The organism is Syntrophomonas erecta subsp. sporosyntropha (genome assembly GCF_055395365.1).
Genome location: NZ_AP042459.1, coordinates 1,929,554 through 1,954,468, shown reverse-complemented (window position 1 = coordinate 1,954,468; position 24,915 = coordinate 1,929,554). Strand labels below are relative to the sequence as shown.

General features: G+C 43.8%; 25 protein-coding genes, 1 tRNA gene and 1 riboswitch. Of the genes, 9 read left to right on the top strand and 17 right to left on the bottom strand.

The window, feature by feature from the left end; all coding sequences use genetic code 11:
• Window positions 1-81: 81 nt before the first annotated feature.
• The 3 genes from ACZ5Q0_RS09465 to ACZ5Q0_RS09455 form a co-directional block, all read right to left on the bottom strand.
• A complete protein-coding gene (locus ACZ5Q0_RS09465) occupies window positions 82-852 on the bottom strand; it encodes a transposase (RefSeq protein ID WP_446818259.1) in 771 nt (256 codons plus the stop codon).
• Between the two features lie 92 nt (window positions 853-944).
• A complete protein-coding gene (locus tag ACZ5Q0_RS09460) occupies window positions 945-2,666 on the bottom strand; it encodes a diguanylate cyclase (protein ID WP_446818260.1) in 1,722 nt (573 codons plus the stop codon).
• A 418-nt stretch (window positions 2,667-3,084) separates the two neighbouring features.
• Window positions 3,085-3,160: transfer RNA gene (locus ACZ5Q0_RS09455), tRNA-Ala, on the bottom strand.
• A gap of 454 nt (window positions 3,161-3,614) precedes the next feature.
• Between ACZ5Q0_RS09455 and ACZ5Q0_RS09450 the strand changes: the two genes are divergently transcribed.
• From ACZ5Q0_RS09450 to ACZ5Q0_RS09420, 7 genes are all read left to right on the top strand, one after another.
• A complete protein-coding gene (locus ACZ5Q0_RS09450; RefSeq protein ID WP_446818261.1) occupies window positions 3,615-4,394 on the top strand; it encodes a Gmad2 immunoglobulin-like domain-containing protein in 780 nt (259 codons plus the stop codon).
• 622 nt (window positions 4,395-5,016) lie between these two features.
• A complete protein-coding gene (locus tag ACZ5Q0_RS09445) occupies window positions 5,017-5,478 on the top strand; it encodes a COG2426 family protein (protein ID WP_446818262.1) in 462 nt (153 codons plus the stop codon).
• 93 nt (window positions 5,479-5,571) lie between these two features.
• Window positions 5,572-6,231: a PIG-L deacetylase family protein gene (locus tag ACZ5Q0_RS09440; RefSeq protein WP_446818263.1), complete on the top strand. Its 660-nt coding sequence runs from the start codon at window positions 5,572-5,574 to the stop codon at window positions 6,229-6,231.
• 12 nt (window positions 6,232-6,243) lie between these two features.
• Window positions 6,244-7,296 carry a glycosyltransferase gene (locus tag ACZ5Q0_RS09435; protein WP_446818264.1) on the top strand — a complete coding sequence of 351 codons (1,053 nt, stop codon included), beginning with the start codon at window positions 6,244-6,246 and terminating at the stop codon, window positions 7,294-7,296.
• Window positions 7,297-7,401: 105 nt separating this feature from the next.
• Complete coding sequence (locus ACZ5Q0_RS09430; RefSeq protein WP_446818265.1) at window positions 7,402-8,262, top strand: DUF2935 domain-containing protein; 861 nt, start codon at window positions 7,402-7,404, stop codon at window positions 8,260-8,262.
• A 504-nt stretch (window positions 8,263-8,766) separates the two neighbouring features.
• Window positions 8,767-9,189, top strand: a complete 423-nt coding sequence (locus tag ACZ5Q0_RS09425; protein WP_446818267.1) for a Na-translocating system protein MpsC family protein — start codon at window positions 8,767-8,769, stop codon at window positions 9,187-9,189.
• Window positions 9,190-9,447: 258 nt separating this feature from the next.
• Complete coding sequence (locus tag ACZ5Q0_RS09420) at window positions 9,448-10,500, top strand: alcohol dehydrogenase (protein ID WP_446818268.1); 1,053 nt, start codon at window positions 9,448-9,450, stop codon at window positions 10,498-10,500.
• A 923-nt stretch (window positions 10,501-11,423) separates the two neighbouring features.
• Window positions 11,424-11,541, bottom strand: a riboswitch (molybdenum cofactor riboswitch).
• A gap of 227 nt (window positions 11,542-11,768) precedes the next feature.
• Here the strand turns inward: ACZ5Q0_RS09420 and ACZ5Q0_RS09415 are convergent.
• From ACZ5Q0_RS09415 to ACZ5Q0_RS09375, 9 genes are all read right to left on the bottom strand, one after another.
• A complete protein-coding gene (locus tag ACZ5Q0_RS09415) occupies window positions 11,769-12,560 on the bottom strand; it encodes an energy-coupling factor transporter transmembrane component T family protein (protein WP_446818269.1) in 792 nt (263 codons plus the stop codon).
• The gene (locus tag ACZ5Q0_RS09410; RefSeq protein ID WP_446818270.1) at window positions 12,560-13,417 is read right to left on the bottom strand and encodes an ATP-binding cassette domain-containing protein; all 858 of its coding nucleotides are present in this window, start codon (window positions 13,415-13,417) and stop codon (window positions 12,560-12,562) included. Before ACZ5Q0_RS09410 ends, ACZ5Q0_RS09415 begins: the two co-directional genes overlap by 1 nt.
• Window positions 13,408-14,235, bottom strand: a complete 828-nt coding sequence (locus tag ACZ5Q0_RS09405; protein ID WP_464827121.1) for an ATP-binding cassette domain-containing protein — start codon at window positions 14,233-14,235, stop codon at window positions 13,408-13,410. Before ACZ5Q0_RS09405 ends, ACZ5Q0_RS09410 begins: the two co-directional genes overlap by 10 nt.
• A gap of 197 nt (window positions 14,236-14,432) precedes the next feature.
• Window positions 14,433-15,161 carry an energy-coupling factor transporter transmembrane component T family protein gene (locus ACZ5Q0_RS09400; RefSeq protein WP_446818272.1) on the bottom strand — a complete coding sequence of 243 codons (729 nt, stop codon included), beginning with the start codon at window positions 15,159-15,161 and terminating at the stop codon, window positions 14,433-14,435.
• Entirely contained in the window at window positions 15,158-15,841 is a 684-nt protein-coding gene (locus tag ACZ5Q0_RS09395; protein WP_446818273.1) for an energy-coupling factor ABC transporter ATP-binding protein, read from the bottom strand. The genes ACZ5Q0_RS09400 and ACZ5Q0_RS09395 overlap by 4 nt, the downstream gene beginning before the upstream one ends.
• Window positions 15,842-16,001: 160 nt before the next feature.
• On the bottom strand, window positions 16,002-16,736 hold the full coding sequence (locus ACZ5Q0_RS09390) for an energy-coupling factor ABC transporter ATP-binding protein (RefSeq protein ID WP_446818274.1): 735 nt from the start codon (window positions 16,734-16,736) through the stop codon (window positions 16,002-16,004).
• Window positions 16,737-16,793: 57 nt separating this feature from the next.
• Entirely contained in the window at window positions 16,794-17,360 is a 567-nt protein-coding gene (locus ACZ5Q0_RS09385) for an ECF transporter S component (RefSeq protein ID WP_446818275.1), read from the bottom strand.
• Window positions 17,361-17,530: 170 nt separating this feature from the next.
• The gene (gene tsaA, locus ACZ5Q0_RS09380; protein ID WP_446818276.1) at window positions 17,531-18,379 is read right to left on the bottom strand and encodes a tRNA (N6-threonylcarbamoyladenosine(37)-N6)-methyltransferase TrmO; all 849 of its coding nucleotides are present in this window, start codon (window positions 18,377-18,379) and stop codon (window positions 17,531-17,533) included.
• A 59-nt stretch (window positions 18,380-18,438) separates the two neighbouring features.
• Complete coding sequence (locus tag ACZ5Q0_RS09375; protein WP_446818277.1) at window positions 18,439-19,176, bottom strand: hypothetical protein; 738 nt, start codon at window positions 19,174-19,176, stop codon at window positions 18,439-18,441.
• 316 nt (window positions 19,177-19,492) lie between these two features.
• On the opposite strand from ACZ5Q0_RS09375, the gene ACZ5Q0_RS09370 reads away from it, so the two are divergent.
• Together ACZ5Q0_RS09370 and ACZ5Q0_RS09365 are read left to right on the top strand one after the other, a co-directional pair.
• Complete coding sequence (locus ACZ5Q0_RS09370; RefSeq protein WP_464827120.1) at window positions 19,493-19,864, top strand: NusG domain II-containing protein; 372 nt, start codon at window positions 19,493-19,495, stop codon at window positions 19,862-19,864.
• A 15-nt stretch (window positions 19,865-19,879) separates the two neighbouring features.
• Window positions 19,880-20,419: a Gx transporter family protein gene (locus tag ACZ5Q0_RS09365; protein WP_446818279.1), complete on the top strand. Its 540-nt coding sequence runs from the start codon at window positions 19,880-19,882 to the stop codon at window positions 20,417-20,419.
• A gap of 6 nt (window positions 20,420-20,425) precedes the next feature.
• Here ACZ5Q0_RS09365 and ACZ5Q0_RS09360 read toward each other — a convergent pair whose 3' ends face one another.
• From ACZ5Q0_RS09360 to ACZ5Q0_RS09340, 5 genes are all read right to left on the bottom strand, one after another.
• Window positions 20,426-21,568, bottom strand: a complete 1,143-nt coding sequence (locus ACZ5Q0_RS09360; protein WP_446818280.1) for an FAD:protein FMN transferase — start codon at window positions 21,566-21,568, stop codon at window positions 20,426-20,428.
• Window positions 21,534-22,388, bottom strand: a complete 855-nt coding sequence (locus tag ACZ5Q0_RS09355) for a 4Fe-4S binding protein (protein ID WP_446818281.1) — start codon at window positions 22,386-22,388, stop codon at window positions 21,534-21,536. The genes ACZ5Q0_RS09360 and ACZ5Q0_RS09355 overlap by 35 nt, the downstream gene beginning before the upstream one ends.
• Before the next feature lie 46 nt (window positions 22,389-22,434).
• On the bottom strand, window positions 22,435-22,947 hold the full coding sequence (locus ACZ5Q0_RS09350) for a molybdopterin-dependent oxidoreductase (protein ID WP_446818282.1): 513 nt from the start codon (window positions 22,945-22,947) through the stop codon (window positions 22,435-22,437).
• A gap of 164 nt (window positions 22,948-23,111) precedes the next feature.
• The gene (locus ACZ5Q0_RS09345; RefSeq protein ID WP_446818283.1) at window positions 23,112-23,726 is read right to left on the bottom strand and encodes an FMN-binding protein; all 615 of its coding nucleotides are present in this window, start codon (window positions 23,724-23,726) and stop codon (window positions 23,112-23,114) included.
• A 29-nt stretch (window positions 23,727-23,755) separates the two neighbouring features.
• Complete coding sequence (locus ACZ5Q0_RS09340; RefSeq protein ID WP_446818284.1) at window positions 23,756-24,880, bottom strand: molybdopterin-dependent oxidoreductase; 1,125 nt, start codon at window positions 24,878-24,880, stop codon at window positions 23,756-23,758.
• Window positions 24,881-24,915: the final 35 nt, after the last annotated feature.

Sequence of the window (24,915 nt, the reverse complement as noted above, 5' to 3'; positions counted from 1 at the left end):
CAAGAAACAGCCTTTATTTACATACCTCATATATTTAAAAACACAAGGAAACACAAGGGGACGGTTCTCCTGTGTCATTATTTAAACCTTTCGAACAATGTGGAATGGCAAGCCAGTTATCCTGCATATTTGCCACAGGCTTAATCCGTCATTTCTTAAACTACTCAATATTTTATTTCTTGTATTCTGATCCATTGTCTGCAAGTCCGTTATCGATTTGCCATTCATTATTTTCTTAATTATTTCATATGCTTCGCTTTCACTGATTCGTTTGGCTTCATCGCAATCCAGGCAGCGGTCTTCGTTATCCTCTTCCGTAAATTTTCGAAGTTCTTCAACCGCTTTTTTCTCTTCCTTTTGTATAATGCCTAAGATTAGTGTGGTATCAGGAAATCTGTTAATATTTCGATCCGCTTTATAATAAGCTGCGCAACTGCTCCATTCATATTCCTCCGGCTTGCTAACGAGGAATACTTTGATGGGGTTTAAGTGGATATAGCGAATGACTGTTAGTAGATATACGTCATCCTCTACGCATTCACTCTTAAACCGATCTTGAAATACATGTCCAACTCTTTCGTATTTCCAATTGTACCAGTAGGCATAACTTACACCCAACCGTTTCATAAACACTGATATGTTGCCGTCATGCTCTCTTAACAATAAATGAACGTGATTCGTCATCAAGCAATAACCTAGTACGCTTACCCCGCTGTCCAAAGATATCTTTTTTAGGGTTTCCAAGTATCTATGAAAATCGTCTCTTTCGTGAAAAATATCCTGCTGCCCGATTCCCCGTACCATAACATGGTAGATTCCCGTTGCACTTTTCTCTCTTGGCTTCTTGGGCATTCATTCTCATCCTTTTTTATATTTACCTGATTATACCAGGCCTTCTATTTTAACACAAGAGAACCGTCCCCCCGTGCATCCCCCCGTGCAACCTAAAATACAACAACTCGATTGCGCCCATGCGCTTTGCCGTGCAATAAAGCCATATCAGCATTTTTAATAGTACCTTCTATTCCAAGTGAATTACTATATTCAGACACTCCGAAAGTCATTGTTGTTTTCACGCTGATGTCTCCATATTGCAGGGTTTTGTCTTCGACTTCTTTTCGAATCCTTTCTGCCAAAATCTGCGCACCGCTATTATTGGTATCCGGCGCAACAATTAAGAACTCTTCCCCGCCCCATCTTGCTACAATATCCTGTTCCCTGCAACAGTCAGATATCAGTCTTGCTATGTTGGTAAGCGTAAAATCGCCGCAATCATGCCCATAACTATCATTAACAGTTTTAAAAAAGTCAATATCGCCAATTATGACCGAAAAAACAGATTGGCTTCTCTTATACCTACTTTCTAATTCATTTATTCTTTGAATAATATATCTTCGGTTATATAGACCAGTTAAGGGATCTTGTGTGGAAAGTTCCGCGAGTTTTACAACTGCCTCTTGTAACTCTAGTTTCAAGGCTTGCTCTTCTTCAATACTTTTCTGCAACATTTCAACGCCATTTGCAAGCTTTCCTATTTCGTCATTTCTTTCAATAAAGGGAACTATAATGTCTGTTTTTCCTAAACTAAGATTTTCTACTAAACCTACTATGGTGTTTAATGGTTGGATCAATCTGGTTTTTAGGTAGGCAGTTATTAATATAATGGTCAAAATACTTGCCAGCAATTGCAGTAAGCCTTTAATAAAGCTTTCATATCCATTTTTGATACTTTTTTGGTTTTCTATATACATTTCCTGCATTGCTACATCGGCTAGAAGTAGAACCGAGTCAAGAGCCGGCACAGATAATTTGGCAATTTCTTTATCGGCGTTATCATATAATTGGCCTTTTAGAGCAAGACCAAGAAGTCTATCTTGATTCGGCCGAAATTGCCTGTAATATTTATCATTAACGGTTTCCAGTGCTGTTATGAGATTATCTGAATCAATCATCGTAGCTTTGTCGTTCATGTCGAACCAAATCTGTTTTGACTCTCCCCTCAATAATAGAAGTGCTGCATATTCATCTTTGTTAATAGTTTTACTGCCAGTAATAGCCGATGTAAAAATAGAAGATTCGTTACCAACGATGCTTCTGAACCGAAGGGTATCAATGATTAACTCGTAATAAGTATCAATGGGATAGTTGTTTCGAGAAATTCCGCCAATTCTCTTAAGTGTTGTACCGGCCAGATTGATGTAGTTGGTACAATTTGTATACCATAGTGTCCGAATGCCTGGGGTTCTCTGCAGTAATGGTTTTTGCGATTCTTCATCCATCTTAATCCGCAAAATCTTTATTTTATCATATTCGTAACGGAGCAATGCTGTTTCTTCGGGATATTTTTTCTCCATTATGGAAAACCCAAGCTCAAAGGATTCATCAGACGCGGTTCTCCGTTCATTTATAAAAGAATGGTTTTCTCTAGAAATAGGTTCATGTGCAGAAAGAATCACATTCATCCGGCCTCTTTCGAACATGAAATTCTTCAGACCATCCGCAAAAGGACCTGTTATATCCTGAAATATTTTGCGTTCTCTCGCTTGCTGATAATCCCACCACCCAAGATATAACGTCTTAGAGGAATAAATCATAATAATGCCGCATAATATAGCTATTAAGATTGAGATTTTTGGTAAAATACTAGTATCTATTTTTTTGCACATGAGGGTACCTCACTTTCTGCAAAGTGAGAGTAAACTTTACCGAAATTTTATCATAAATGAAAATGATATAATCCGAGGCTCAAAAGGCGTGCTGCTGAGCTAGAGTAGGTTTAGATAACATTCTTTCCCACCATACATTCGTATAATTGTTGGCGGGAGGGGATGTTATTAATATGCTTGTAAAAATCATATCTGCTACAGCTAATATGGTTTATGGGATTCAAAGGGCTGTTGGCGCATTCACTTTGCATGGTAGCTTGATATAGCCTAAGCGTTTACCGATAACAGCATCTTTTGCCTGCCCTCCATAACCCCAAACTGTGACCGGGGAACCAGGCGGAAGGATCTGCTGCTGGAATTCCAGTATACCTACCATGTATTCGTTCTCAATAACTCCGGTGCCTGGCACCGCAAATATTGGTGGAGACGAGGGGATTCGAACCCCTGACCCCCTCGTTGCGAACGAGGTGCTCTCCCAGCTGAGCCACGCCCCCACAGCAACAGATATTATAACACATTATATACCGCCTAATCAAAGAAAATCTTACCACTTCCTATTTGGCCATACTTCCTGGTGGTTCAAGCGGTTTCATGATTCTTTTTGCAGGAACACTGATGCCCGTTTTTTAATCTTTTTGCAGGAAGGCTGTAGCTTGTTTGAACATATGAACTTTCATTCTCCCCTTACTCCCCTAACCTGTTTAATCTTTTCCTACCGTCCCTCTTGGCCCCGCTTAAATCCGACCTACTATCAGTAACCAAATAATACATCCCGATCTATAAAAATCAACATCGGCTTACCGGGTATTAGGTTTTCTTATAGCCACGAACCTATCTTCATGTATGCGGCACCATTTATGTAGGATAAAATATAAGTAATTTAGTAGGGTTTAGTTTGACCCCCGGTATCTCAGACTAGTAATAGCAATAAAAATGGAGGTCGTTACTATGCAAAGAAACATACTCATCACCCTGGTTCTGATTTCATTTGTTTTCGTGGCAGCCGGCTGCCAGACAACTTCTACCAAAAAGCCCCAGGAGTCACCCGCCCCGGCTGGAAAAGAGGCCCGCTACCCTGGTGAAGTTAGCACCTGGCTTAAAAACATGAAACCATACTTCGTGGCTGATTTTATCGAAAAGGGAGATAGCGTGTATTTCATCGTTAACGGTGGAGAAAAACGTACCGGTGGTTATAAGGTAGATATAACCCGAGTGCGGGAAGAGGCCAATGAAGTTATCGCCGAAGTCAAATTTACGGAACCGGAAGATAGCGGTGCTACCACCCAGGCTATCACCTATCCCTATGATGTTTATGAATGGAAAGGAAATTTAAATGACCGGCCAGTACATTTTCTGCACACTAACGGGGATCAATACATCCCCCGCATTATAGGCTGTAAACCTATCAGCCCATTCCAGGCCGGTAGCCAGAATATTAAGGTTTTAACCTCAACTTTTTCTCCCTCAGAAGTTAAAGTAAAAGGCCTGGCCCGGGTATTTGAAGCCCAGATAAACTGGGCCTTTGTGGATGACCAGGGACAAATCCTGGAAGAACACTATGTAACAGCAGAAAGCGGTGGACCTGACTGGGGCTGCTATAAGATCAATACTAATGACATTCCTGAGAATGCCAAAAGTATAGAAATATACTGGCGTAGCCCTAAAGATGGCAGCCGTCAGGATGTAATTAATATGAACCTTAACCTGGACAAGGTTCAGGGAGGTTGACCTACCTTTAGAATTGGTTAAAGGTTGTTAAAAAGATGGTTTCCTGGTCCAATTTTATTCGGCCGGTACCATAAAAAAGCAGCCTAAAAAAACCGTCCTTTACCCCAGGTTGGGGAGGGTAAAAAGGATTTTCTCATCTATATGCCTAGGGGTCTGAAATTAAGTTAGCTAATAGGCCCCTGGCATATTTTTTTGCCAAATTATATTACAATGAAAGTTTTGTATACTATACCAGTTTGGGGTAACCAATGGTGCTTTATTCATTAATTAGAGCAGATGAACCCTGCCCCACCGCTTGGCTCCCGGCCTATGTATATATCCCCCTCTTAACCGTGCCGGGGCGTCCACCAGGTGGAACTTAATAGTATGTAAATAGTCATAACCTAGCCTGGCAAAGTACTCCAACAATATGGCTAGTGATTAAAAAAATTAACGCAACCGGTTCATTGGCATAAGAACTAACCAGAAACGCCCTACTTGCGAAGAGGACTTCAGGAGGTTAAGATGGAATTAATCCTGTGAAGCTTTGGCAGGAAGGCCAAAAAAGATGGCTTGTTGGTGATTAATATAGAATTAGTCTTGTGCCAAGGTGCACTATTATTATCTTAAGGGGAAACAGTTAATGGATCAGGAAGCATGGCTGGTTTTAGTTACTGCGGCTACCCCGGTCATTGAACTGCGCGGGGCCATCCCTTTAGGTTTGGCCTTGGGTCTACCTATATTGGAAGTGTGGCTGCTGGCCTTAATAGGTAATATTATTCCCGTGCCCATTATTTTGTTAGGCATGGCTTTTATCATAACCCAATTAGAAAAAATTCCCCGTATTCACAGCTGGGTACAACAAATGGGCGAAAAAAAAAGCACCAAACTATATGCAAAAATCCAACGCTGGGGCTGGCTGGGCCTATTACTATTTGTCGCCATTCCCCTACCAGGAACTGGTGCCTGGACGGGAGCCATGGCGGCAGCAATTTTACGCCTGCCCTTCTGGCCCGCACTAGTATCTATCTGCAGCGGAGTAGCCATAGCTGGCCTAATCGTGGGTGGACTAGGAGCTGGATTCCTATCCGTCTTTGCCCTATAGGAAGCAGGGGAACGGTCCTTTCGCTTCCCTCTTCCTTAAAAAGGAAAAAAGAAGCAAAAGGAAGCTGGTCTCTTGCTTCCTGGAGGTGGTAGAATGAAGATCATGGTAATTGCCCCCCATCCGGACGATGATATTATTGGCTGCGGAGGCAGTATTGCCAGACATATCCAGCAAAATCATGAGGTTACTATAGTCTATATGACTTCAGGCGATGCCGGCAACCTGGCATATTCCAAAAAGGATCTGGGCAACTTACGGGAAAAAGAAGCTTGTCAGGCCGCCACTCTATTAGGGGTAGACGATCTCATTTTTTTGCGCAACCCGGACGGCTACATTCAGTTTAACCCGGAAAACCTGATTAGCCTCATAAACTTGCTCCGGGGAAAATGCCCGCATCGGATTTACTTGCCCCACCAGCATGACTTGCACCAGGATCACCACGTCACACATCAGGTGGTCATGGAAGCAATTAACCGGGCTAGTGGTCCCTGGTTTCAGGAATGTCAGGGTGAACCATGGCCTGTAAAAGAAGTGTTGGGCTATGAAGTATGGACCCCTATCACCCGAATTGGTGCCGTTCAGGACATCACCCCTTACATAAATGTAAAAATCGCCGCCCTTAACTGTCATACCTCACAGATAGAATCTATTCGCTATGACGAAGCAGTTCAAGGCTTGAACCGCTATCGCGGGGTTATGACTGGACAGGGCCATTATTGTGAATGTTTTGAAATTATTAAAACCATCTTGTAAGGAGACCTAAAAATGACCTGCCTCCATTTGCGCACCATAATTCTTATTACACCTTTTTACCAGACCCGCCGCGGTAATAGTATTACTACCGCCCGGCTGGCTCATGGTCTAAAAACGCAAAATATACCAGTTAAAATAATCTCTTTGGAAACTCCCTACTGGGAAACCGAACTTAAAAACACCCTGGCCCACCAACCTGTTTCATTAATCCATGGTTTTAATGCCCACTACCTGGCTCAGGTTTTCGAAAAGGTTCCGGAAACTCTGCAATACCCTCTGGTCGTTACCCTTACCGGCACCGATATTCATTATGATCTACCCGGTAAAAACCGGAGCAAAATTTTAAGTACGCTGTCCAATACTGAACGGATTATCGTTTTTCACAATGACTTTATAGACTTTATTCGCGCCCATTCACCCCGGATAGCTGCTAAGGTTTGGGCTATTCCCCAGGGGATTAATCTGCCTGATGCCTCCCCCATAGAGCGAAGCACTATCGGCATAGATGCAGATGATACAGTTTTTCTGCTGCCCAGCGGTCTTAGGCCGGTCAAAAACATAAATCTGGCTTTAAAGGCTCTAAATTTTCTTTATAGCCACTATAAAAGACTAAGGCTTTTAATTATCGGCGCACCTATTGACCCGGCCTACAGCCAAACCATACACGCAGAAATAAATAGACTTCCCTGGGTTCATTATCTGGATAACATCCCCCATGAACAGATGGCCAGTTATTTAAAAATCGGTCATGTGGTTTTGAACACTTCCCTGGCGGAAGGACAACCCCAGGGGGCTCTGGAAGCTATGAGCCTGGGAATCCCCGCTATATTATCAGCTATTCCCGGCAACTTAAATATCATGGAAAACGGTAAACACGGATTTTATATTGATGATGAAAATAAGCTGATCAAAGCCGCCCAATATATGCTTGATAACCCCGATAAAAGACGGCAGATGGGACAAGCCTGCCGCCAGCTTGTATTGGAACGTTTCTCACCTGAATACGAACTTAGGGAACATATAAGACTATATCAATCGCTATTTAAGCAAAACCAGGTAATTTAACCAATTGCTTAAATCATATAGCAAAATCCCTCCTACCTTGGCACCATTTGCACATTTATATTTGAAGTCACATATGATGCAACAAATCCCAAAGGAGGGACTATTATGTACTTTGTTAAAGAATCCTTGCGCCAAAATCGATTTTGGCTGCGAATTATGCAAGAACACTCACTTTTTATTAGGCTGGGACTACCCTGTGATGAAACTCAATTAATTCGCGAGGCTGAGCAATTTGAACAACTTTTTTTTAATCTACGTGCAACACTTAAAAGATTACCGGCAACCAGGGAAGCAGTACGAGAATTCAATGAAACGGTTATCGAGGCTTTAGGCAGGCTAATCGATTTTAAGACCGAGGTACTTAACCGTTTAATAACCTGCGACCTGGGCGGGTCCAACCTACCTTTGCTAATTGACCACGTACGTCGAGAAGCTATCCGCTTTCGAACCATTCTCCTTCGTCTGCAAAACAATATTAAAATTCCTTTAGCTGAACAAGCTCTGCAAGAAGAAATTTTTTGGTTACGCATAATGGGAGACCACGCATGGTTTATTGCTCATCTGCTTGATCCTTCTGAAAGACTACTTGTTAAACAGTCTGAACAGTTTGCGGAAAATTTTGAAACCCTCAGATTACAAGCCCGGGACTTGGAATCGATGGAAGTCCCCCAAGCCTTTGAAAACTGGTTATTACCGGAAAGCTTACGCAAACGTTATTTACCCCCAGGATTTGGGCAGTTACCTGATGCCATTTTAATCCCCCGGCTAGAACGATTTAATGAGGAAGTAATTCAGGCTACAGCGGAAATTAGAGACTTTAAGGAAACCGCCTTACAGTTAATTGAGTCTTGTAAAGTATTGAGCATCATCCCCCCTCTTCTGGCCGACCACGTGCTCCGTGAAGCACAAATGGCTTTAGAAGATTTACAGATCGTAGGGCGAAAAATTCACTGCAGCCATAAATAAGGCACACAAGGAAGCAAGGGGACGGCAGGCTGTGTGATAAATGCGCATATTATATAATATGCGCATTTATCTTCGGTTCCCGTTTTTATGCATATATTTTGCGTAGCGGTGTATAAATACAAGTTTTTGGGAGTTTTCACCCCGCCTACCGGTCCTGTTGCTTCCTTTTTCTTTATAATTCTTCGCACCCCGGCCCATATCACCTCCAGTTAGGACCAGGCAAATTAATCCTGCAACCTCTAGTAAATTTTTCCCAATTAGGCGGAAAAGGCTTGCCTATTGCTATTGTTATATTTTATAATATATATAAGACATATTTATGGCCGACAATCATTTTAACACATATGGGTGGTTGAGGTAGAAACCCCTGTGGGTGGCTCCAAAGAAACCAATATTTTTATTGGAAGGCTAATTTATATAGCCAACTTTCCAATGGAAATATTGGTTTATTTATTATCAGCTTAGCTTTTTCCTGGATCAAAATGGTGGGAGGGAAAATAAAACATGTTAGAGAATAAAAAACTTTTGACCCATAATAATGTTATCCCTATCGATGACCAACCCCGTCTTAATGATCAACAGCGCCGCAAACTGCAGCACGAATTTAAAATCTATATGGAAAAATATTTTAAAAAAGCCCTGGGTAAAGGAGTCGACTACACTAAAGTAATTATCTGGGAAGATATGCTGGTAATTCGTGGGGAAGGTTTCTTAACCGAACCCGAAAAATTCATTGTCCAGACTGATTCTGGTCAGGATGTGGTCAATGCTGCTCGTATGCAGGTGGCCAAACAGCATTCCATAGATAATATGCCCTATTTTGAACAGAGGTTAAGAGCCCGGGCCGTCCATCAAGTCTACAAAATTGAGGCAGAAAATGATTTTTGGATTCATATAACCATTTTTGATCGCATTTTAACGGATTAGTCATAATTTTAATAACAGGGTGGATTGAGGAGAAACCCTTTGGGGTGGCTCCGATAAAGACCGGTACTTTATGCTGTCGTCATTGTACGGCTCAGCATAAAGCCACCGGTCTTTTTTTTAAGGGATGTGTACATAACCAAAGGAAGCAAAAGGACCGTCCTCGTGCTTCCCGTGCTTCCTTTAAGGAGGTGTATGTTTAACCAGACTAGTTGTTAAAGGATTATCCACCAATAAGCAATTTTGAGGAGGTATTAAAAAATGAGCACTATGAAAGCTTTAGTTTACCATGGCCCGAAAAAAATTAGTCTCGAGGACGTTCCTATCCCCAAAATAATTGAACCGGATGATGCTATTGTTAAGGTTACCACCTCCACCATCTGTGGAACTGACATTCACATCTGGCATGGCGGTATGCCGGAAGTAGAAACGCCCCGGATTCTGGGACATGAATTTGTCGGTGAAGTGGTAGAAATCGGCCCAGCGGTACGTAATGCCAAAGTCGGAGACAAAGTGGCTGTTTCCTGTGTCACCCAGTGCGGCGAATGCTTCTATTGTCGTCGCGGTATCTACTCCCACTGCACCACCGGTAGCTGGATATTTGGCTACATGATCGATGGCTGCCAGGCAGAGTACGTAAGGGTTCCTCATGCTAATCTAGGGATGTTTGAAATCCCGGAAGGTCTCACTGAAGAAGATGTTTTATTTGTAGGTGACATCCTTTCCACCGGCTATCTGGGAGCCGAAAATGCCCGTATTGAACCGGGTGAAACCGTGGTTGTAACTGGTTGCGGCCCGGTGGGCATGTGCGCCATGACTTGTGCCCGGCTATGGGGTCCTGCCCAGGTAGTCGCCGTAGACCTTAACCAGGAAAGACTGGACTTTGCCGTTAAAAACGGAGTGGCCGATATAGGACTTAATCCCTTAAATGTTGATGTTCCTGAAAAAATCAGAGAACTAACCGAAGGCCGCGGTGCTGACCGTACCATCGAAGCCTGCGGGGCTAAGGGAACCTATGAATTAGCCTTAGAATCGGTTCGTCCGGGTGGAAATGTCTCCTTGATCGGAGTCTTTGAGGAGGCTCAGACTTTAGCCCTTAACAAACTATGGATTAAAAACATTAACCTCAGTATGGGCCTGGTCAATGCTAATCGTATTCCGGAGTTAATTAAACTGATCCAAACTGGAAAGATCAATACAAACTTCCTGATCACCCACCGGGCTCCGTTAAATGAGGTCCTTAATGGTTATGATGTATTCGGTAACAAAAAAGATAATTGTATCAAGTGGGTTATTACCCCGTATGAAAAATAATCTTTTCCAGGGCCAGGACTATTTTTAACATCCTTAAACATTTACTTAAATTTGGTAACCTGGCTAGGTATTTATTCTGGAATCAAACTTGGGGTACATTAACCCCAGGATTCATGTTCAAAAGCGAGAGCCCTCTGGAAAATTCCAGAGGGCTTTCGCTTTCCAGAAAGCAGGCAGGAAGAAAGGGACACCCCTCCAAGTAGATTTTTCCCTTGGATGGTTGCTAAAATCCCAGTCCCCATCTGGTAAGGTAGTTTTACCTCTGCCATTAGCATTAGGACCAGCAATCACCGTTTTCCCGTTTAAGCCTCTTCACAGTAGAGTTACTTTTTCCTGGTTTACTATTTGTAACCTTTTATGCCGGATAAAACCTGCCGCTTTCATTTTTATCATGCTTCCCGGCCAACTTTTTAATAAAGTTGGCCAGCATCTGGACTGCTTTAAACTCACCCCTCTTTAATGATTTTAACCAACCCGATTCTAAACTCGATCCACGCCAATAGCTTAATTTCCAGTTATTACAGGAGTAGACTGCCGCAGGCACATACAGTTAAGTGACACAGATAAGCCCACCGTTAATCCTACCGGTAAGCTAGCCAGCCAGAATATGCTGCCCACAACAATCCATCCTATAATACGGTAACCATATATACTGGGAGCCGACAAACGAAAAAGCCCTTATCACCACCTCCTAATATAAACACTTAAGTTTTTTAGTGGTCCAAAATTGAATCGAGCAGGCTCAGCAAACATGCTGGCCAAACACAAAAAACCCGGCGAAAAGCAGCGCCGGGTTCTTAATAGTTATTACTAATACGTTACAAGAATATGTTGCAAATGATCTAAATATGTAGTGCGAAAAACACAACGAATAAAACTATCAAAAAAGCGAGTCATGTGAAAACAGACTCGCCCCGAATATTATTCGAAGTACGGCTTCTCCTTTCCACAATGGGAGGCACGTCCGTTTCCCGACGTACCCTAACGACTTAAGACCCCTGGCAATGCTTTAGGTCCTTAAGTTCGGAAAAGTTTTATGTAATTTTAGCACAATCTATTTGTATACAATTGTAAACGCAAAACCAAAATAATGCAATAAGAATAAATTTCTGGAAGCAAAGGGGCCTTCGGGCTGTACGAAAAATGCTGGAATATTGTATTAATATGCGCGCTCATCTTCCTGCCCCCGTTTTACAGCATATATTATCCGTAGCAGTGGATTAAATACAGGTTTTTGGGGTTTTTCACACCACCTACTCTCCCGCTTCCTATAGTAAAACCGGTAGGAGAAAAAAGACGGATAGCACCCCCATGGCTATACCATCTCTCCAGGTAAAACCCAGGCTGCCTAGCCTGCTGTAATTCAGGCTACCGCCTGTATAGCATCTACTCTCCATGGCTAGGGCCAGATCGTTGGCTCTTTGCAAAGAGGCGGCCAGCAGGGGAATTAGTACCCCCTGCATAGTCTTCAATCGCACCGGTAGTGGGCCACAGTCAAACTGGGCCCCCCTGGATTTCTGGGCTTTAGTTATAATTTCTATCTCCTCGAGAATAGTAGGAATGAAACGCAGGGAAATATTTATAATCATGGCCAACTGGTGAACCGGAAAGCGCACATAAGCTAGTGGGGATAGCAATGATTCCAGCCCTGCCGAAAGCTTTAGGGGAGTAGTGGTCATGGTTAACAGGCTGGAGCCCAGATACAGTATGACTAAACGCAGGAAGGTAGAAAAGCCCAGGAAGAGTCCCTGCTTAGTAACCGCTATCCTCCCCCAGCTCTGGATAGGATCTCCCCCGGTAAAAAGAATCTGGCATACAAATGTAAGCAGGAATAACATCCGCAGGGATCTTAGCCCACGCAAAACTCTTCCTACCCCTACCTGAGCCAAACAAATGACAGCAATAACAAAACCCAAGTTAAGCAGCAGCGTAGTTATCGGTTGGTTGGGCCAGAGCGCCGCTACAATCACCGCCAAACATCCCATCAGCTTAGTACGCGGATCTAAACGGTGGATTATGGAATCGCCCCTTATGTACTGGCCGGTTATCATGCCTTTCATCAGCTTAACTCCTTTAAGATTTTATCTATTTCTATGGCCACCTCTTCCACGGTATAAATCTCAGTGTTTACCGGGTACCCGTAATCTGCCAACCGCTGTATTAATTGCCAATGATCCGGCAGTACTCTATCATCCAGATTCCGATCAGACAGGTAGTTAAGGACTTCCTGCCGGCTGCCGGAGGCAACCAGCCGTCCTTGTTCAAGAAAAAACAGCTTGTCAGCCAGATGAAATAACTCATTCACCTGATGTGATACCATAACCACAGTAGTGTGATACTCTTGCTGCATTTCTTTAACCGCCTTAATAATATGATGGCAGCCGGAAGGATCAAGACCGGCCGTCGGCTCATCCATAACCAGTATAGCCGGACGCATAGCCAGAACGCAGGCTAATGCCACCTGGCGGCGAATGCCCCCACTCAATTGCAGTGGTGACAGGGGCATGATTTCCTGCGGATTCAGCCCCATTTTAGCCAAGGTCTCCTCAATCCGGTTGGCAATTTCATGGGTATTAAGCCCCAGATTTCTGAGCCCGTAAGCCATTTCATCAAATACACTACCCGCAAAAAGCTGTTGTTCCGGGAACTGGAATACCAGGCCTACTTCCTTCCACAACTCCTGACGGTGGTGCTTGACCGCAGTATCCTTCCCACATACTATAACACTTCCGGCAGTAGGTTTCAGAAGTCCATTAAAATGCTGAATTAATGTAGATTTGCCGGAACCGTTGGCTCCTATAATAAGTACAAATGCTCCTGACTCTATCGAAAGAGATACCCCCTCCAGGGCTTTTTTTTCATATGGAGTTTTAGCCTCATAAACATGAGTCAAATTCTTAACCTGGATTACCGGCATAAAAATTCCACCATTTGCTCTAAAGTAACAATCTTTTCATCGATGGGATGTTTTTGTTCAAGCAAACGATTAGTCAACCTGGGAATAGGCGGCGGTTTTAAACCTGTAAGTGTAAATTCAGGTGAACGGAATACCTCCCAGGGCGGACCATCCAGGTAAAGCTTGCCCTGATGAAGCACAATCAGGCGGTCAGCCGGAGCCAGTTCTTCCAGGCAGTGGGATATCATAATTATGCTGATACCGTATTCCCGGCCAACGCCTTCCAGGCATTTGATAAGTTCATACCTCCCCTGCTGATCCAGCATAGAAGTTGGTTCATCCAACACCAGGTAGGCTGGCAGCATAGCCAGAGCCGCTGCTACCGCCAATCTCTGCTTCTCACCCCCGGAAAGCAGGTGAGGAGCATGATAACGCCGCTTCACAAGTCCTACCACTTCCAAGGCCCAGTCGACTCTCCGGCTGATCTGTCCTGGAGAAAGCTTAAGGTTCTCCACTCCATAAGCCACCTCTTCCTCAACGATAGGATTAATAATCTGGTTATCAGGATTTTGAAAAACCATTCCCACCAGGCGCCTAATTTCTAACCGGTAACGCCTATCAGCAGTATCCATGCCATTAACCAGAACCGAGCCCCTCGAAGGCCGGATCAGACCATTCAAAAGGCGGGCCAAAGTTGTTTTACCCGATCCATTCAAGCCGGCAATCCCCACCAACTCGCCCGGAGATATGGTTAGGCTAATGTCATTTAAGGCGCATATACGGGAATTACCCCGCTGGTATTCTTTGGTAACATTAAGGAGTTTTATCATCTCACCCATTCCATTCATATAATTGGCTGACTTTTCTCACGGCCCCTTCTTAATTACCCCTTCATTTCAATTCCACCCCTGAATGTATGGAAAAAACCGGACTATACTACTGCTGGCCTTATGATTGCCAATATCATTATTATTACCAGATAATATGAGGCACTTCGCCGAGCTCCTCCCGAACATCGCCGCCCCAGGCATTATTTTCACCAGATAAAATGCCCTACCGCTAAGAGGATGGTAATGGCTGCAGAAGCCAGCATTACCACATAATCAGCCCTCCTAAAGTGGAGCTGTCTAAGATAAGTACGCCGGGGAAAAGCTCTGAAACCCCGGGCTTCCATGGCTACCGCCAGCTGCTCGGCTTTAAGCATAGTCCGGTAGACAACCGGGAAAGCCAGGCGACGATACATGGCGATCTTTTGTCCCCAGGGTACTTTTTTAAGTTCCACTCCCCTTAACTGTACAGCAGTAACTACATTAATTAATTCATCCCGGAAAACCGGCAAAAATCGCAAGGCTATAAGCACCATAAAGGCTAATTCATAAGGAACTTTCCATTGTACTAAACCCAGGATAAAATCCCGGGAACTAAAAGTAGTAAACAGCATAGCCGCAGCCGTTATAACTATAATGCGCAAAACTACACTGGCCCCTGCTATCATCCCCTCAACCGTTAACAGCGGCACCGCCCCTACCGAAAACAACACCTGGTTCCCCGGGGAAAAGATGCTCTGTATTATAAAAAGAAACAGCATCAAGGATAAAAAAGGTTTAAGGTAGCCCCATATGGCACCAGGCTTAAAACTGAAAATTATCAATAAAGCTACTGTAACCGCTAAAATCAGAAGAAGCTGACCAGGGGTATTATACATCAAGGCTAAACTTGTAAGGCAAATAACCATTACCATTTTGGTACGGGGATCAAGTCTCATAGCCCGTATTGCCTCTCCCGCCTATCTGATTCAAGGCAGCCGTTTTTCATGGTAACCACCCTATCTGCCATCCTATTAACAAAGGACACATCATGACTGACCAGGAGCATACCCCGTCCTAACCGGGATACTTTATGTAAATAATCTTCTAAAAGTCTTTTACGGTAAGCATCCAGGCCGATAGTAGGCTCATCCAGGATAAGAAACTCAGGTTCATTAGCCAATACAGCTGCTATGGCCAGGCGCTGTTTTTCTCCCTGGCTTAAATACATGGGAAAAACATTACGGTAGGCGGCCAGTTCAAAATAATCCAGATAGAAATCCACTTTTTCCGCCACCGTTTGGGGATCATAACCCCGGTTAGTCAAACCAAAACCAACTTCTTCAGCTACGGTGCTGCAAAAAAGCTGCCAGTCAGGATTTTGAAAAACATAACCGATCCGACCTCCTATTTCCGCCAGCGAATATCCCGCCAGGGGGCACCCCTCCAGATAGATTTCTCCCCCGGATGGTTGTAAAATCCCAATCATCAATCTGGTTAGGGTAGTTTTACCACTGCCATTAGGACCAACAATCGCAGTTCTCCCATCCTTTTCCAGGCTTAGGTCAATCCCGATCACAGCAGGATTACTTTTTCCCGGGTAAGAAAAGGTTACCTGACGTAGTTCTAAAAATGGCATCTGCTGCCCACCCCACTTTTAACCATATACTTATCTATCCATTAACTGTATCCATGAGCCATACCGAAAACACAATCATTTGTTAACATGTAGTAGTTATATATCTATTAACCCCGAACGGCGGAGGATTTGTGTGATTACCTGGCCGATGCCCAAGTAGTTATGTATCTATTAACCCCCGGGCCCTTAAAAAATCCCGGTCATCTAAGAGGCTTGGGGTCCGTTCAAAGCGGATCAATTCACCACTTTCCAACACCATCATCCGGTCAGAAAAGGCAACTGCTTCCAGATTATGCTCTACAGCGATGATAGTTTTTCCCCGATCACGAAGCTTTTCCAGGACACCGGCCACCTTCTTCTTCCCGGCGGTATCAAGCTGTGACATAACCTCATCCAGGATTAATACTGGGGGATCAAGAGCTAAAACAGCCCCTAGGGCCACCAAGTGTTTTTCTCCACCGGAAAGATGGCAGGGATTCGCTTCTCTTAAAGTCGCTATCCCCAAAAGTTCCATTACCTTATTTACCCTTTCCCGAATGCGCTCCGGTGGCAAACACAAATTTTCCGGAGCAAAAGCAATCTCATCTTCTACCGTAGGCGAAAAAAGTTGGCTATCCGGATCTTGAAAAACCATACCCACTTCTAATGAGAGCCGAGCTCCGCTTATCTCCCGGATATTCCGGCCGTTTACCATTACTTTCCCGGTCATCACCCCATCCCGCTGGTGGCGAATAGCTCCACTAATACATAGGCATAAGGTACTCTTACCGCACCCGCTAAGACCGGTCACCACTACTACTTCGCCTTGGTTTACCTTACAATTAATGCCTTTTAAAACATAGCCCCCACCCGGTTGATATTGATAAGTTAGATCCTGAACTACCACTGCCCCCATCTTAAAAATTACACCTCTTTAAGTTAAATGCCGGTTAAAACGCTATTGACTAACATCTTAATCGTTACTATATGCTCTTTTACTAACCATCCGGGTCTGCTGCAAAATTTTAAAAGCTACTATACCGCCTAATCCACCTGATAGAGCCGCTAAACTCAAACTGAACACCAGGGGAATAAGCGGAAGACGGAAATATACAAAATTAACCATACTGGTACCACCAATATTACATAACATCCCGGCCAGAAAAGCGCAGGGCAGACAGCAGACCCGGTGTCCGATCAAAAGCAGCCCCAGATCAGCCAGAATACCGGGCATAGTATAGGTCAGTAAGCTCATCACTCCATGGGAACCAACTATACCAGTTGCTATTACTAAAATGGCCTGGACAAAGCAAATCAAGGTCATAGTTCCCCTTTTACCGGTGATACCAAACCCTAATACTAACCACATCATATAAAAGCCGCCCGCCACTGCCCCCGAAGGAATGAAAAGCGGTCCGGTAATAATATGGGCCAGGGGAACGATTATTGGTTTAGTGGCAATCCCCAAGGCCGCCATAAAGGCTACGATAATCAAGTCATAGAGAGAAAATTTATTCAGGCACTTTTGCAGTATATTCACTAATTGTCACCCTTTTATGCCAGCTACACCTCGCCATTTTCATTATCCATGCCTGCGAGAAAAACTTTTTAAAAGCCGGCCATTAATATGGACTACTTTTAAACTCATCACTCCCTAATGCTAATAATTTTAACCAACCCGATTCTAAGCCTTAATCCGCCGCCAAATAGTTAAGTGTTTTCAGTGGTTTGCACGGAAGCAAACAATCTCTTTTCATCAACTGCCAGCACTTCACCAGCTCCTGAGTATATATGATCCTTAAGCCTGATTTCCACTTCACCCTCTTTACCTAGGAGCTTTATTTTCCACTGCCCCGGTGAAGTATTGCTTTCCTTAAAACTCATATTATTACCTAAAACACTACACCCGGTAGCTCCTTCCACCCCCTGGGCAAAGAAATGGCTCCCTACTACTTCCGCCTTAACTGCTTCCCCACGCCTGATGCCCAGGACCTGTAATGCTTTACTACCAGTCCTGAGTCCGATGGTAAGTCCAACATTAATGGTATCCCAGTGCAGGTAGCGAGAAGTACTAATAAGCTCCTTATCCATCGCCCAATTCAATGGTACCTGGGCAAATGGGAAAGCATCATACTGGGGTATGTATACTTTTATATCCAGGACAGGAGTTCCATCAATAGCATCCAGCCCTTTAACATAAATACGATTTTCTTCACATTTAATGATTTCCACTACACAAGATCCTATGGCCGAAGGCCGGGAGGGAGAACGGGTGGTGTAGATTCCCTGGCGAGCCGGTTCACTAGCCTTAGTTAGGGTTGTCGGCGGCTGGTCGGTGGGCCCATTCATCAGCTTCAACCACTCCGACCGCTGGTGTTGAAAATAAATAACATGCATATGAGAAAAAGATTTCAATCCGATCAGAGCATCAGTAAGGTCTTCTCTCATATAAATCATACTTTCTCGGTGGTAATCATAAGTACGACTACATTCTTTAAAATCAGATACTACTACTCCAACCGACCGGATGGAGATAGTCTCATCAGGTACCATAACCATATATTCAACCCCTAATTTCACGTTAAGACTACAGGAGGCTGGAAAAACACTAAAACCTCTTAAAAACAACCTAGACCGCAGGTGGTTATACTATAACCACATTCATCACAGACATTGCCAAACAAAAATAAACTAACTCTAAGCTGGGCAGCCATGCGGTGGGCTTGTTCACAGGTTATCACCTGTTCAGGCAGTTTTTCCGCCAACATCATTTTTATCTTTTTCCTCTTTTCCAGGTAGGCCGCCCATACATCCTCCAGGCTATCCTGCAATTCCTTAGACAAGCCCTCTGACACCTTTTCCCTGAAAACGCGCACATCGGGACGAATCTTTTTTACCTGGGCTATAAATTCCCGGCTTTCTTCTTCAGAACCATCGACAACCATAATATCCGCTTTTTTAATCCATTCCAGGTCTAGGTCCTTACCTGTTGCAGGCCTCTGAATCAAAACTATTTGTACTGCCCAGGGAAAATCAATTATACCCTGGCGGCCTTCCAGTAAGACCTTATCAAACTTCCTATCCGTCTCAAAAAAACACATCTGCCGCACAACTCTTTGCAGTTTAACCCTGGGGCCGCTAAGCTCCAGAAAGGTTCCCGTGGCATCCCAATGCTTTTGAATATCCTGCACCACTTCACTATAAGTTGTAGGCTGACATAGTTCTAACTGACCTTTAGGTTTCTCCTCATCAGGATTCATCCTAACTACCTTAAAATCATTAAACAACTTAACCAATACCGTCCCCAACTGATTTTCTTCGGTACCCTGCGGATAGTTCAACGCTACTGCCAGCATCTTTAACACCACTCCCTTCTCCGTTATTAAATTTCATTACCGCCTATTCATTTAACCAGCGGCTCCACCTTAACCACTTCTCTATATCCATAAATTTATTTCCGTGGCACTACCTGATAGGGTGGGCAGCAGTCTTTTGTAGCGAAACACTGGATTCCCTTCCCGGGTGGCTTGTACTACTTTACGGCAGCAGCCCCGTCTTTTGTTTCGAACCCAGGTTTTTATGGTCCGGCTATGACTATCTCCCTCTCCCTTGTCAATATTTAAGGCAAGTACTAAAATGAGATTAGCAAACCGTTGGAAAAGGTATCCTGTAATGATTAAACCTGCCAAAATATTGATAATCGGGCTGGCTTTTGCCCTACTCGGTTACCTGATCTTCTTTCCTGTATACCAGAAAGAAGATCCTTTAATAGCGGAGATTTCCGTAAACGGGATGACATTTACTAAAATAGACTTAAACACCTTGGTAGCCAGCCAGTTAATTGACATTCCCGGTCCTATCGGAACTAGTGTGGCCGAAGTAAAACCTGGTGCAATCCGTATGAAATATTCGCCCTGTCCAGATCATTATTGTATGCAAACTGGTTGGATTAATCACCCTAGCCAGGTTATTGCCTGTGTTCCTAACCGCATCATCATAACCATAACCCCGGATAAAAATTCTATTGACACCATCTCACATTAGGGAGAGATACCCAACATGCCTACAAGAAAACTGACCATCATCGCTGTTCTGGTAGCCCAAGCCATAGTTCTCCACCTGTTCGAAGCCCTTATCCCCATCCCTATCCCTATTCCTGGAGTAAAGCTGGGATTAGCCAATATTATCACTTTACTGGCTCTAGTGATTTTTGATTTTAAAACCGGCTTACTAGTAGCCTTTTTACGCACCGTGCTAGGTTCCCTGTTAAGTGGTACCCTGCTTAATATAGCCTTTTTTTTAAGCTTTTCCGGAGCCATTACTGCTACCTGCCTGATGGCCCTCTTAATATACTGGATTCCGTCAGCCCGTCTCCCATCAGGTTACAGTTTGCTGGCTATTAGTGTAGCCGGGGCGGCTGCCCACAACCTGGGACAATTAGCCATGGCAGCACTACTCATTAAACATACTGCCATCTTTTATTACCTGCCTATTATGCTGCTTTCTTCGGTACCTACTGGATTTCTCACCGGACTTTTATTAAGAGAATTGCTTAAGTATTTAAAATCCTCAGGTCAGCTGGAGGAGTTTTACTTATAACATCTTTTACTCGAGAGGAAGCAAGGTGACCGTCCCTTTGCTTCCGTCTACGAAATAGGCTTTGGCATGGGGAAACTTTTTAATGAACTCGCTTCCCGGTCCGGGACCAAGTACAAAAAGGGTGGTAGATAACACATCAGCATCGGTGGCACTAGGAGCTACAATCGTCGTACTAATTACTTCACGAGCCGGCTTTCCGGTAGACGGGTCCAGGATATGGTGATAACGTATCCCCTCCCGGATGAAATAACGTTCATAATCCCCGGAAGTTACTACTGCCCTATCCTTAACCTGCAAAACAGTCATGAGCTTATTCTTATCCCGGGGATCTTGAATACCGGCCAACCATGGTGAACCATCTGGTTTAGCCCCCAGGGCATAAATATTGCCACCGGCATTGATGATAGCCGATTTTATACCCATTTGCCGCAGTTTTTCAGCAGCCCGGTCAGTAGCATACCCTTTAGCAATACCCCCCAGATCAATCTGCATACCCTTTCGTGGTAAAAACACAGTCTTTTCTTCCTTATTTATTACCACCCGCTGGTAATCAACTAAAGCCAGCCTGGATTTTAATTCTTCATCAGGAGGCACCCGGTATTGGTTATACCCAAATCCCCAGAGTTCCATAACCGGTCCAATCGTAACATCAAAAGCCCCTGCACATAGCCCGGCAAAATAGCTGCTTGTCTCCAGCATGGCCAGGGTATCTTCACTGACTGCTACCGGCTTTAGGCCGGCGTTTTTATTTACCTGGTAAACATCGCTTATTTCCGGATCCGGCAGGTTTTTTTCGGCAAACTTATCGGTTAAGTTTCCTATACGGGTAAATTCAGCCATAGCCTCATCTAATGCCTTATGGCCTAATTCCGGATCAGAGGAAAAAAGCCGGATACGAACCAGGGTATTCATAGCAAAGTTTTCCCGGGTGTATTCCTGCATGGGGGGGGACTTCTCCCCACAGCCCCCCCCTAAGGTAACCAAAAGTATTAAAACCAGTCCTCCTGCTATCTTAGGCACCAAACCTGTACGCTCACCTTTGATTCCCTTAGACAGCCAGGAGTCATGCTTTCTATTAGCAGCAGGATACCTGCGGGCTGTTCCCGCATCTATTCTATAATTCAATTTCTTGACCAGTTTTCTTCCCATAGCCCTTTACCTCTAAGGCCTGAGCCGGACAGGGTAAACACTCATTACAACGCATACACTCTCTATTATTAGGATCTTCGTAAACCGCAATGCCTAATTTACATTGAGCCTGGCAACGAGTACATGCGGTGCATTTTTGATTATCCACCTGCAGCCGATATAAACTTATGGGATTAAATAGTGAATAAATAGCCCCTAAAGGACAGATAAACCGGCAAAATGGTTTGAATATAATCGCGGATAATAATAGAATGACAACTAGCAAAAACAATTTCCACTTAAATAAAAACCCTACCGTAGCCATAACCGAGGGCTTAACTATCATCAATGGCAGGTTAGCCTCTAAAACCTCCACCGGGCAAACATACTTACAAAAAGCTGTACTGCTCATACCAAAAGCCCCCAGAGCGGGCAGCAGTAAAACGAAAAGAATTAAAATGACATATTTTAAGTTTTCCAGGGGTTTAAACCACTTTTTTATGGGCACTTTAGGTAGAGGCAGTTTAAAAATCAGTTCCTGCAGCAGACCAAAAGGACAGAACCAACCGCAGGCAAATCGACCCAGAATTATTCCCATCAACGCCAAAAAACCTACTATAAATAGTTTAAATTGGGAAGCAGCCCCACCGGCAATACTAGTCTGCAACATTGCCAGGGGGCATGAACCTAACGCCCCGGGGCAAGAACTGCAGTTAAGGCCGGGTACACAAAATTTCTTCAGATTTCCCTGATAAATACGCCCCTCCATAAAACCAATAAAATAACTGTTGATCCCGATAGCGGTCATAAACTGGATGGCCCGTCGCTTTATTCTGGTCAATTTTAGTATCCTCCGTGCTCCCATTGCTTTTTCAACTGCAGGTTGGCTATTCCAGCTCTATCTCTACCAGATAATTAGTAAATCTCTGCCCATATAGATCATTTAATATGATAATTCTCATAGTGCCTGAGGTACCAGTTTTGCTTTTCAGGGGTTCCCCGTTATCGGCATAAACCAGCAATACATTGTTTTTCTCCAGTACTTCTTCCATATTGACTCCAGAAACGTAATTATCCACTCCCCGGGTAATCACTCTTTCATACTGCTTAACAATCTGGGGATCAAAATGGTTAAATACTTCTGCCAGAGGAGTTCCAGTAAATTTATGTTTACTAAGGCCGCTGGTGGAATTTATTACTACTTTTTTATTCACCGCTGGTAATTTTTCCACATCTTCTATGGTAATTTCTCCGATAACCTGCTTACCTGCCTTTAGTATAATGGTGCCTTCCGCCAGCTTTTCTCCCCGGGCATTCAAATAGCCAAATAGGCCGATTAATACTATAAGAACAACTATTAACGCCAGTAATGATTTTAATGAGATCTTTTGACCTGGCACAGGAATATCCCCTTCTTTCCGGTTCTTCCTTAGCGAAGTGTATTTTGTTCATTAAATCAACCGACCTTGCAAAAGGAAAATGTTTTCCTTCTCAACAACTAATATCATCCATAAAAGGCTGCCCCGGCTGCCTATAACCTTATAGCCTGGCCTTAACTGTAAACTTATTGGCTTTCAGTAATAAACTCTTCCACTTTCAAGGGGACCGGCTCAGCTTCTTCTTCCAGGACTACTTCACGATAAATACCCATAGCAGCATTAACACCATTTAACACGGCCTGAGTAGTGACAGTAGCGCTAGTAATCTGTATAATTTCATTATCCTCCTTGGCTTCTAAAATAGCTCTCTCCAGGTATTTATGAACGTTTTTCCCCTTAAAGCGATCCGTAAACCAGGTTTCCGCCAGCCACTCTCCCCATCCGGGTGTTTCATTCTGCTGTATCACTTTAATCCCCATAACTTCCTGCTTATTATCATCTATCACTACCATGACACTAATGGGGGCCCGGTATCCTACCGGCTTAACCAAAAGTCCATAATTCCCCTCGCCATCACCAGCAATTTTAAACATCTTGGCCACAGCCGGAAATTTTTCAGCCGCTTCGGGAGAAATCGATACCATTTCAATCTGTTCAGCAGTTACTTCACCATTAATTATCTGGTTAAGACCCTTAAGCTGTAGTCCGGTAAGATTATCTTCTTCGGAACATCCCACCACAGCTAAAAGCCCTGCTATTATTACTAGTAAGACTGTCCATCCTATAGTCCTTTTTGGCATAGTTTTACTCCTTTATCCAAGGTCTGCCCTTATTGAGCCACACGTATACGCAGTAAATTGCTAACTGGTTGAAATTCTATCCCCTCCTGCCAAACCACCGGATAGGTACCGTCATTTTTAACCAGGATTAACCCCTGGGATAAGTCTGTTCCCCTTACCAAAACCCTCTCTCCATTAACACCTATTAATTCGAACTGTTTTTCTTCCTGATCCCGCAGTTGTACTTCCTCCAGCATTTCTGCCAGGGAAAGCCCCTCACTACCATCTAACTCTTTTTCCCCTATAAGTTCGATCATTTCCTCCGGAAATACGGCCGCATCCGCATTGGTCGAGAACCAGGCAATATGTTTTACATTCATGCCTAGTTTGATATTAGGCGCTATATTCATGGGGGCATCATTACCGGCTACTTTAATATAATAGTTTTTATTAACCACATTCAAGGCCTCATTTTTTATAAAGCCATCCGCTGATTTCATGGTAAAAAAGGCCTTATTGTTGACATTATCAAACCGGGACAATATCTGAGCTACCTCAATAGCATGATCTTTACTTCCGTAGTATTCATAAGGATATGGCTCTATTCCCTCGGCCAGGTTATTAAATACCCATACCGAAGTAATCTCTTTTCGGGGTATTTCCTTATAGAGCACAATTTTGTCTACCATCCGCACCCAATAAGGACCTAATTCCCCCTGGATACACAATCTGGCCGGGCGTAAGTTTTCCGGCAGTTCTAATTGCTTATCAATGGCTAAAGCTAAAACAACCTCTCTATTAGTCATTATTTCCGGTGTCACCAGGCAATAATAACCATCTTTGCCGTAAAACCCAACACCCTTAAACTCACTAACATCAATACCAGCATAATCTAAAACATCATTTAATTTCGGACCGGCCGCCTGAAATTCTTCTACCTGCCCGGTGGTCCGCTGAAATTTGCCCTGCAGCTCTACCTGGGGAAGTTTACGCATTTCCTCTACGGTAACCTCTTTAGTTCCTTCTATCTCTCCCTCGATTACTATTTTTTGTGTTTCATAGGCAGGGTTGCCGGTACTTTTACTACTTATCACCTGTTTTTCAGTACAACCGGACAGCATAAAACAAAATAAACTAACTAGGATAACAAGATATTTTATCTTTGGGGATAACATTTCGTCCCTCCCTTACCACCAGCCAGGATAGCCCT